The organism is Pseudomonas sp. So3.2b (genome assembly GCF_019464415.1).
Lineage (GTDB): Bacteria > Pseudomonadota > Gammaproteobacteria > Pseudomonadales > Pseudomonadaceae > Aquipseudomonas > Aquipseudomonas shahriarae.
The window spans coordinates 1,495,649-1,505,248 of the sequence record NZ_CP080494.1; the positions used below are offsets into that span (position 1 = coordinate 1,495,649).

Below are 9,600 nucleotides of genomic sequence, written 5' to 3' on the forward strand. Positions count from 1 at the left end.
TTTCCCTGTCTCTAGAAGTCCGTTCATGGCCCAGCCGTCCACGACCTACAAGTTTGAACTCAACCTGACCGACCTCGATCGTTCGGTGTACGAGAGCGTCAAGCAAACCATCGCCCGTCACCCCTCGGAAACCGAAGAACGCATGACCGTGCGTTTGCTGGCCTACGCCCTTTGGTACAACGAGCAGTTGTCGTTTGGTCGCGGACTGTCAGATGTAGACGAACCAGCCCTGTGGGAAAAAAGCCTGGATGATCGGGTTTTGCACTGGATCGAAGTCGGCCAGCCCGATGCCGACCGCCTGACCTGGTGTTCGCGCCGTACCGAACGTACCAGCCTGCTGGCCTACGGCAGCCTGCGGGTGTGGGAAGGCAAGGTGGTGCCGGTGGGCAACAACCTGAAAAACGTGCATATCGCCGCCGTGCCCCAGGAAATCCTGGAAACCCTGGCCAAGGACATGCCCCGGGTGATCAAGTGGGATGTGATGATCAGCGAAGGCACGATCTTCGTCACCGATGACCGCGGCCAGCACGAAGTGCAACTGCAGTGGCTGGTCGGCGAACGCGGCTGATCCTGTCAGGACGGGTTTGTGTGGGAGCTGGCTTGCCCAGTTAAGCGAAGGCAATCTTCAAAGCAGCGAAGATCAAATGTGGGAGCGGGCTTGCTCGCGAAGACGTCGGCCCAGCAAGCATTGATGTTGACTGACCCACTGCTTTCGCGAGCAAGCCCGCTCCCACACAAGCCCGCTCCCACATTTGATGTTTGTCGTTACTCATAGTGTTTTTTAACCGTTGTATTGCACAGAAGCCCCCATCACCCCATGCGCATCGATCCCCGCCCATTGCCCGCTGTCCTGCCGTTCCTCGGTGAATTGCCACCGTTGCTGACTCGTCTCTACGCCGCCCGTGGCGTGACCTCGCAGGATGAGCTGGATAAAAGCCTGGCGCGGCTGATTCCCTATCAGCAGCTCAAAGGGATTGAGGCTGCCGTGGATTTGCTGGTGACGGCCCTGGAGCAGCGCCAGCGCATCCTGATCGTCGGCGACTTCGACGCCGATGGCGCCACCGCCAGCACCGTGGGCACCCTCGGCCTGCGCCTGCTCGGGGCGGCCCATGTGGATTACCTGGTGCCCAACCGCTTCGAATACGGCTATGGCCTGACCCCGGAAATCGTCGCCGTGGCCTTGCAGCGCGAGCCGCACTTGCTGATTACCGTGGACAACGGCATCTCCAGTGTCGAGGGTGTGGCGGCGGCGAAGGCGGCGGGTCTCAAGGTGCTGGTCACCGACCACCACTTGCCCGGCGATGAACTGCCGGCGGCCGATGCCATCGTCAACCCGAACCAGCCCGGTTGCGGGTTCCCCAGCAAGGCCCTGGCGGGCGTCGGGGTGATTTTCTACGTGCTGATGGCCCTGCGTGCGCGCCTGCGCAGCCTGGGCTGGTACGACAAGCAGCCGCAGCCCAATATCGGCGAGTTGCTCGATCTGGTGGCCCTGGGCAGCGTGGCCGACGTGGTGCCGCTGGATGCCAACAACCGCATCCTGGTCCATCAAGGGCTGGAGCGGATCCGCGCCGGGCGTGCGCGGCCGGGGATCAAGGCGATCCTGGAAGTGGCCAAGCGCGACCACGCACGCATCACCTCTACCGACCTGGGTTTTATCCTCGGCCCACGGCTGAATGCGGCCGGGCGCCTGGATGACATGAGCCTGGGCATCGAATGCCTGCTCACTAGCGACTTCGCCCAGGCCCGGGAAATGGCCGCGCAGTTGGACGGCATGAACCAGGACCGCAAAGCCATCGAGCAGGGCATGCAGCGCGAGGCCCTGGCCCAGCTCAAGGACTTGCCGGTGGAGTCGATGCCATTTGGCCTGTGCCTGTTCGACCCGGAATGGCACCAGGGTGTGATCGGGATCCTCGCCTCGCGTATGAAAGAGCGCTATTTCCGCCCGACCATTGCCTTTGCCGATGCCGGTGATGGCCTGCTCAAGGGCTCCGGGCGTTCGGTGCCGGGCTTTCATATCCGTGATGCCCTGGCAGTGGTGGCCAGCCAGCACCCGAACCTGATCGCCAAGTACGGCGGCCACGCCATGGCGGCGGGCCTGACCTTGCCTGAAGCCAACTTCCCGTTGTTCGCCGAAGCCTTCGACGCCGAAGTGCGCCGGCAACTGCGTGAAGAAGACCTGACGGGGCGCCTGTTGTCCGATGGCACCCTGGCGGTGGAAGAGTTCCACCTGGAACTGGCCCGTGCCCTGCGCAACGCCGGGCCCTGGGGCCAGCACTTTCCCGAGCCGTTGTTTCATGGGGTGTTTCAACTGGTGGAGCAGCGTGTGGTGGGCGAGCGGCACCTCAAGGTAGTGCTCAAGAGTGAGTGCGGCGCAGTGAAGCTCGATGGCATTGCCTTTGGCATCGACCGCGAGGTGTGGCCGAACCCGACCATTCGCTGGGTGGAGTTGGCCTACAAGCTCGACGTCAATGAGTTCCGCGGCCAGGAAACCGTGCAATTGATGATTGCCCACATCGAACCGCGCTGAACCCTGTGCAATCCCCGGTTGTCGACTAGTCTCTAAGCACTGTGTGATTGGTCTTGTGACCTTGTCTGTTTTTTAGCCCGAAGGGGACGGGCCTTTCATCTTCTCGTCACGCGTACCGGTCAGACAGAACCCTGGAGCCAATGCCCACCGGATACGAGAAGAGGTGCCCCATGAGTCTGTTGCTTGAACCCTATACCCTGCGCCAATTGACCCTGCTCAACCGCATTGCCGTATCGCCGATGTGCCAGTACTCCGCCGTCGATGGCCTGGCCAACGACTGGCACCTGGTGCACCTGGGCAGCCGCGCCGTTGGCGGCGCCGGGCTGATTTTCAGCGAAGCTACCGCCGTTACTGCCGATGGCCGCATCACCGCCCAGGACCTGGGCCTGTGGAGCGATGCCCAGATTGAGCCGCTGCGTCGCATCACACGCTTTATCAGCGCCCAGGGCGCGGTGGCGGGCATTCAACTGGCCCACGCCGGGCGCAAGGCCAGCACCCATCGGCCGTGGATCGGCAAGCATGGCAGCGTCAAGCCCGAAGACGGTGGCTGGGTGCCTGTTGGCCCTTCGCCGATAGCCTTCGACCCTCAGCACACCGCCCCCCGGCAGCTCGATGAGGGGCAAATCCAGCAGGTGATCAGCGACTTTGTGGCGGCCGCCAAGCGTGCCCTGACCGCCGGTTTCGAAGTGGTGGAAATCCATGCGGCCCATGGTTATCTGCTGCATCAATTTCTTTCGCCTCTGAGCAATCAGCGCCAGGATCAATATGGCGGTTCCTTTGAAAACCGCATCCGCCTGGTGCTGCAAGTCACCGAAGCGGTGCGTGAGGTGTGGCCGCAAGAGCTGCCGCTGTTTGTGCGCGTCTCGGCCACCGACTGGGTGGAAGACGGCTGGAACCCGGACGAAACCGTGGAACTGGCGCGCCGCCTGAAAGACCTGGGCGTGGACCTGATCGACGTGTCCTCCGGTGGTACCGCCGCCAATGCCGAAATCCCTATCGGCCCCGGCTATCAAACGCGCTTTGCCGAGCGCGTGCGCAAGGAATCCGGTATGGCCACCGGCACGGTCGGGATGATTACCGAACCGGCCCAGGCCGAGCATATTCTGCGCACCTGCCAGGCCGATATCATCTTCCTGGCCCGGGAACTGCTGCGTGATCCGTACTGGCCGCTGCACGCCGATGACGACCTGGGCGGCCGCAAGGCGACCTGGCCGGCGCAGTACCAGCGGGCTACCCACCGCGACCAGCCGATCCATGAGTCGGATTTGCGCAACAAGTAACCCCTCCAGCCGCCGCTGACCCGCCGGGTCAGCGGGCCTCACGTCGCCACTGTGGCCAGGCCAGCAACGTCGCGGCCCGCAACAACCACTCGAATGGCCCATAGGGATGGCGGCGTAGCCAGTGCGCGCTCAACCCCATTTGCAGGATAAAAATCGCAGCCGCCATGGGGAGCAGCAACCAGGGCTCGACCTGATTGACCCAGCCCGCGCCGTAGCCGGTGAATAACAGCCCGAGGACCATGGATTGCATGAGGTAATTGCTCAAGGCCATCTTGCCCAGCGGCGCCAGGCACGCACACAGCCTTGCGCCAGTGGCGGTGTTGAACAGCGCCAGCATCACTAGGCAATAGGCGGCAGTCAGCAGCGGTGCTGTCAGTTGGCCGAGGCCGAAGGCAAAGGTTTCCAGGCCGCCGCCTGGTCTGTAAGCGGCGGTCAGGGCGTAGACCAGCGCACCGAGCAGGCCCAGTGGGGCGGTCGTTAGCAGCAGACGCCGGGTACGGGGTGCCCAGGCCTGTGAAGAGGCCAGCCACTGCTGGCGCCCGGCGGCGTAACCGAACAGGAACATCGCCAGGGCGCTGGGCCCTTGCAATAGCCATAACGCAGGCACCGTGGCCCATACTTCCCGGCTGTGAAATTGCACGGTCTGCAGGGCTCCGGCGGAAAATGCCGCGAGTTTTGCCTGGGCCTCGCCATGGCCAGTGCCGATCCATTGCCCTTCCAGGCCCTGTAAGACACCCAGCACCATCCACAATGAACAAGCGACCACCACCAGACCGATAGCCCACCGCCGGGCGCGGGCCGCTGACAGGTTGCGGGCGGCCAGCAGCACCAGGCCCAACAGGGCATAAGTCGAGAGAATCTCGCCGTAATACAAGAGCGCGCCATGGGCCAGGCCGAGTATCAACAGGGCCAGTTGCCGGCGCAGCATGCGTGGGACGAATGCTGCTTCGGCACGTTCGGCGGCGGCCATTTGCAGGGTGAAGCTGTAGCCAAACAGAAAGGAAAACAGCAGGTAGAACTTGGTCTCGAACAACCACGCCACCAGCAGCCGCACCCCGTGATCGAGCACGCTGGCGTAGGTCGGGTTGCTGGAGGTCGAAGCGTAGTAGGGATCGGCAAAGGCCCAGATATTGACGCTGAGAATGCCGAACAAGGCAAACCCGCGCAGCGCATCGACCTGGACCAAGCGCGCGTTGGCCGTGGCTGGCATGCTCAACGCCCCTGCAGTAGGTGAACCACCAGGCCCCGCAGGACCGTGGTCTGCTGCTCGGGGTGAAAGTCCGGGTCGGCCGCCACCCGGGCGAACATGCCATCGATCAAGGCCGCCAGCCAGTTGGCTGCTTCGGGCACGCTCAGCGCGGTGTGCAATTGCCCGGCCTGGTCAGCCGCCCGTACCAGGGCTTCCAGGCCGTCACGCAAGGTGCGGTCATTGGCCTTCACCAGGCGCGCCACGGCTTCGTCACGATGGCCCAGGGCCGAGATCTCCAGCGCCAGGCCGGCGTAGTGGCGGTCGCAGGCCAATTGGCAGACCTGATCGAGGAAAGCCAATAACTGCGCCATCGGATCAGCCGCCTTGGCCAACGGCGCCATGGCCTGTTGGATCTGTGCACCTTCACGGGCCACCAGCGCCAGCAGCACCTCGTGCTTGCTGGCGAAATAGTGGAACAAATTGCCCGCGCTCATACCGGCCCGGGCACAGATATCAGCGGTGCGCGTGGCGACAAAACCGGCCTCGGCAAAACACTGGGACGCGGCATCCAGCAGGGCCATGCGTTTGCTTTCGCGTTGCTGGGGGTCAGGGGTGCGCATGCCTGTCTCATTCATTAATTGAGTGGTCACTCAATTTATAAGGCGTAAGAATTATCTGCAAGCTTTTTGCTTCGAGATCATTATTTAAGTGAATACTCTAAAAAAATCTCACAAGCGCCAGGATAGTTTCTACGCTTGAAGTAAGACGGCTTCTGGCCCAGGAAGTCAGTCTGTTTACGCGCTGAGGCATTGCACTTCGCGGATAGGGTTATGGGCATCGGGAGTTGTTGTTTATCACACGGAGAAACAGTCCATGGTCAAGTCCATTGGTGTCGCAGGGGTTCTGGTGCTTTTTTTCAGCCGCAAGTTGTCGTTGCATGGCCGCCGGTTGAGCTCGGACGAGGCGCAGTTGCTAGAGCAGTACCGTGCCTTGACCGAAAACGATCAAATTGCAATGCGTTATTTGATTGGTGCGATGAGGAGTATTTCGCGTTTTTGAACCGGGTGGGGGCGTTCCCACGCCGCAATGAGCGTGGGAACGTTGGGCATCAGCTGTACTTGCGCTTGTCCGGTGCGGGCGGGAAGTACTGGTACAACCAGGTTTCACTCAAGGTCCGGTCATTGGTGCGGATGAACAGGCGCATCTCCACCGGCGCAACGCTGTCGCTGGTCGGGTACCAGTCGAAGAGAATGCGGTAGCCCTTGATGTCGTCGAGCACCAGCACGCTGAAGTCTTTCACTTCGCCATGGGAGCAGGTGACCACAGGCTCGATCCCGGTGCCTGCGGGCAGGCGGTCGAGGCCACCGCCCTTGAAGTCCACGGCAAAACGGCGGGCCCAGACCGGTGGGTAATGCTCACCCGGCGCCCAGCCTTCGGTGAAGCCGCCCATGCCGGAGCGGGTAGCGTTGACTTGTGCCAACGGTGTGCTGACCGGGGGCAGGGCGCTCCAGTAGAGCTTGTAGCCAAAGGTCAGGGAGTCGCCGGCGGCCACCGGTTTTTTCGGGGTCCAGAAGGCGACGATGTTGTCCATGGTCTCGCCGGTCGTAGGAATTTCCAGCAGATCGACAGAGCCTTCGCCCCACGCGGTGGTCGGCTCCACCCACAGGCTTGGGCGCTTGCTGTACCAGTCGACGGTGTCCTGGTAACTGGCGAACTCATGGTCGGTCTGCACCAGGCCGAAACCTTTCGGGTCTTTATCGGCGAAGGCATTGAACTGCAGAGTGGCCGGGTTGTTCAGCGGGCGGCAGATCCACTCGCCGTTGCCGCGCCACATCGCCAGGCGATCGGAGTCGTGGATCTGCGGGTGGATGGTGTCGCACATGCGCCGCTCATGGGTGCCGCAACTGAACATGCTGGTCATCGGCGCGATGCCCATTTGCTGGATTGCCGTGCGCGCATTGATATGGGCGTCGATGGCCATCACCACCTGGGTGGCCTGGCAGTCGATATCAAAACGATAGGCACCGGTGGCGCTCGGGGAGTCGAGCAGGGCGTAGACCACGAAACGGGTGCTGTCCTTGTCCGGCGTCTCGAACCAGAACTGGGTGAAATCGGGGAACTCTTCGCGTTTATTGGCGTAGGTGTCGATGGCCAGGCCGCGTGCCGAAAGACCGTACTGGCCGGTGTTATCCACCGCACGGAAATAGCTGGCGCCAAGGAAAGACACCACGTCGTGGCGGTCCAGTTCCGGGGCCTTGAACAGCTTGAAGCCGGAAAAACCCAAGTCGCCTTTGAGCTGCTTGGTATCGACCGTGGTTTTTTCATAATTGAACAGCGACGGACGGAAATGCACCTCCCGCGCCTGGCGGGTCTTGGGGTCGACACTGTGCATGCGCACCGGGGTCTTGAAACCCATGCCGACGTGGAAAAACTGCACGTCCAGCTGGCCTTTGAGGTCTTTCCACAGCGAATGATTACCGTCGTAGCCGATGGCATTGAAATTCTGCGGGGTCATGGTCGCCAGGGTCGGCGGCAGCACCTGGCGGGTGTTCTGATACTGCTTACCAGCCAGTTGCTTGGCCTGCAGCTTGAGCCAGTCGAAGTCGAACGCCTTGGCGTCGCCATCGGCTGCACGATTCCCGGCCCAGGCCTGGGCGGCCAGCAGACCACTGGCTGACAGCCCGGTGTAGGCCGCGATGGCCATGGACGCTTTGAGCAAATTCCTGCGGTGCATAAATACAACCTGTGGTGAGCAATCCCGTGCCGTTCCTGGCGCGTGCTGGATCAGAAATTACGGTTCGGACATGCCTTCGGCCAAACGCAACGGACATTAAACAGATGCTGAATAGCTTAAGGGGTTCGGTGGGGAAGGAAAATTGATTGATAGCGGGATGATGGCGTTGCATATGAAACAAGACGTGTCAGCCGGGGGGATCCTGTAGGGGGCGGCTTGCCTGCGATGGTTTTGGGTCGGTGTACATATCCATTGCTGCGGTCACGGCGGCTATTGGTTCCGCCCAACGGCGGGTCACTTTTGGAAAAGAGCCCCAAAAGTAACCAAAAGGGCTCTTGCCCCACCACTCGGCACCTCGCCTAGGCTCGGTGTGCCCGCAGTCAGGCATTGCTCCGTGGGCCCGCCGCGATCGGCCATCCATGGCCGTGTCGCGGCTACCCCGGCATCCATGCCGGGGTGCCCACTGCGCAATACCTGCCTGCGGCCATCGTGGTTTAACGGGGCGCCTAAGATCAAGATCAAAAGCAGAGCAACAGCAAAGCCAGAGCGCGAAGCTGCATTCCCCCTGTGGGAGCTGGCTTGCCTGCGATGACGGAGTCTCAGCCAATACATTTATCGACTGATACACCGCCATCGCAGCGATGCGGCGACCCGACAAGCCAGCTCCCACAGGTACACGCGCACGCCTCGACGATCAGGTCGGCTGTCAGGCCGCCTCGCTTTGCTTGTGATTTTGATCTGAGGCGCCCCGTTAAACCACGCTGGCCGTCATCCGATATTGATTTGGGGGGTAAACCGGCAGGACGCCGGTTTAGCCGCGCTGGGCCATGGATGGCCCATCGCGGCGGCCCCCCAAATTAATGTCGGATGACGGGCACACCGAGCCTGGGCGAGGTGCCGAGTGGTGGGGCAAGAGCCCTTTTGGTTACTTTTGGCTGGGCCGGCACTCCGGGCTCTTTTCCAAAAGTGACCCGCTGTAAGAGCGGAACCAATAGCCGCCGTGACCGCAGCAATGGATATGTACACCGACCCAAAACCATCGCAGTTGAGTTACATCTGGAAGCACTCTATATCCAGGATTATTGGCACTTAGTTTTACGCTGAAGGCCTATCAACCCTATGAACCCAAGTCTCTGGAGGCTATGAATGAATACCCGTGGATTGCTTGATCAGTTGCTCAAGTCCGGCCAGGACATGCTGCAAAACAAAGCTGGCGGTCAACGCAAAGGCGATGACAAAGGTGCCTTGGGCGGCCTGCTCGGCGGTGGCGGGCTCGGCAGCCTGCTCGGTGGCGCAGGTGGCGGGGCATTGGCCGCCGGGGCCATGGCCCTGCTATTGGGCAACAAAAAGGCCCGCAACTTTGGCGGTAAAGCCCTCACCTATGGTGGTCTTGCCGCATTAGGCGTGATTGCCTACAAGGCCTACGGCAACTGGCAGGCACAACAGGCCGGCGCGCCAAAAGGCGAACCGCAGACCCTCGACCGCCTGCCGCCGGCCCAGGTCGAACTGCATAGCCAGGCCATCCTCAAGGCCCTGGTGGCCGCCGCCAAGGCCGACGGCCATGTGGACGAGCGCGAGCGTGCGTTGATCGAAGGCGAATTCGTCAAGCTGGACAATGACCAGGAACTGCAACGCTGGCTGCATGCCGAACTCAACAAACCCCTGGATCCCACCGATGTCGCCCGCGCTGCCAGCACCCCGGAGATGGCCGCCGAAATGTACATCGCCAGCGTCATGCTGGTGGACGAGGAGAACTTCATGGAGAAGTCCTACCTCGACGAATTGGCCCGCCAACTCAAGCTGGAGCCGGGCCTCAAGATCGAACTGGAAAAACAGGTACGCCAAGCCACGCTCTGACCCGCCCCGTACA

Annotated in this window: 8 protein-coding genes; 5 read left to right on the forward strand and 3 right to left on the reverse strand. The window is 61.8% G+C overall.

The features are described 5' to 3' along the window. Window positions 1-25 precede the first annotated feature (25 nt). The 3 genes from K1X80_RS06600 to K1X80_RS06610 all read left to right on the forward strand — a co-directional run bounded on the left by K1X80_RS06600 (window position 26) and on the right by K1X80_RS06610 (window position 3,807). Complete coding sequence (locus tag K1X80_RS06600) at window positions 26-568, forward strand: YaeQ family protein (RefSeq protein WP_169990604.1); 543 nt, start codon at window positions 26-28, stop codon at window positions 566-568. A 249-nt stretch (window positions 569-817) separates the two neighbouring features. Next, window positions 818-2,527 (forward strand): single-stranded-DNA-specific exonuclease RecJ, encoded by a 1,710-nt coding sequence (recJ, locus tag K1X80_RS06605; protein WP_115127502.1) that lies wholly within the window; start codon window positions 818-820, stop codon window positions 2,525-2,527. Window positions 2,528-2,697: 170 nt separating this feature from the next. After that, entirely contained in the window at window positions 2,698-3,807 is a 1,110-nt protein-coding gene (locus K1X80_RS06610) for an NADH:flavin oxidoreductase/NADH oxidase (protein WP_220172744.1), read from the forward strand. Window positions 3,808-3,835: 28 nt separating this feature from the next. On the opposite strand, the gene K1X80_RS06615 is transcribed toward K1X80_RS06610, so the two are convergent. Both K1X80_RS06615 and K1X80_RS06620 read right to left on the reverse strand, forming a co-directional pair. After that, entirely contained in the window at window positions 3,836-5,017 is a 1,182-nt protein-coding gene (locus tag K1X80_RS06615; protein WP_057959555.1) for a DUF418 domain-containing protein, read from the reverse strand. Window positions 5,018-5,019: 2 nt separating this feature from the next. Next, window positions 5,020-5,616, reverse strand: coding sequence for a TetR/AcrR family transcriptional regulator (locus K1X80_RS06620; RefSeq protein WP_057959556.1), 597 nt, complete (start codon window positions 5,614-5,616; stop codon window positions 5,020-5,022). 253 nt (window positions 5,617-5,869) lie between these two features. On the opposite strand from K1X80_RS06620, the gene K1X80_RS06625 reads away from it, so the two are divergent. Continuing rightward, window positions 5,870-6,055, forward strand: a complete 186-nt coding sequence (locus K1X80_RS06625) for a hypothetical protein (RefSeq protein WP_057959557.1) — start codon at window positions 5,870-5,872, stop codon at window positions 6,053-6,055. Between the two features lie 49 nt (window positions 6,056-6,104). On the opposite strand, the gene K1X80_RS06630 is transcribed toward K1X80_RS06625, so the two are convergent. Beyond that, entirely contained in the window at window positions 6,105-7,730 is a 1,626-nt protein-coding gene (locus tag K1X80_RS06630) for a glucan biosynthesis protein D (RefSeq protein ID WP_057959558.1), read from the reverse strand. A 1,146-nt stretch (window positions 7,731-8,876) separates the two neighbouring features. Between K1X80_RS06630 and K1X80_RS06635 the strand changes: the two genes are divergently transcribed. Further along, window positions 8,877-9,587 carry a tellurite resistance TerB family protein gene (locus K1X80_RS06635; RefSeq protein ID WP_220172745.1) on the forward strand — a complete coding sequence of 237 codons (711 nt, stop codon included), beginning with the start codon at window positions 8,877-8,879 and terminating at the stop codon, window positions 9,585-9,587. Window positions 9,588-9,600 lie beyond the last annotated feature (13 nt).

Bases quoted from the DNA above. Each gene is read 5' to 3' on its own strand.
- K1X80_RS06615 (WP_057959555.1), bottom strand. From the start codon at position 5,017: ATGCCAGCCACGGCCAACGCGCGCTTGGTCCAGGTCGATGCGCTGCGC.
- K1X80_RS06600 (WP_169990604.1), top strand. From the start codon at position 26: ATGGCCCAGCCGTCCACGACCTACAAGTTTGAACTCAACCTGACCGAC.
- K1X80_RS06630 (WP_057959558.1), bottom strand. From the start codon at position 7,730: ATGCACCGCAGGAATTTGCTCAAAGCGTCCATGGCCATCGCGGCCTAC.
- K1X80_RS06620 (WP_057959556.1), bottom strand. From the start codon at position 5,616: ATGCGCACCCCTGACCCCCAGCAACGCGAAAGCAAACGCATGGCCCTG.
- K1X80_RS06635 (WP_220172745.1), top strand. From the start codon at position 8,877: ATGAATACCCGTGGATTGCTTGATCAGTTGCTCAAGTCCGGCCAGGAC.
- K1X80_RS06625 (WP_057959557.1), top strand. From the start codon at position 5,870: ATGGTCAAGTCCATTGGTGTCGCAGGGGTTCTGGTGCTTTTTTTCAGC.
- K1X80_RS06610 (WP_220172744.1), top strand. From the start codon at position 2,698: ATGAGTCTGTTGCTTGAACCCTATACCCTGCGCCAATTGACCCTGCTC.
- recJ (WP_115127502.1), top strand. From the start codon at position 818: ATGCGCATCGATCCCCGCCCATTGCCCGCTGTCCTGCCGTTCCTCGGT.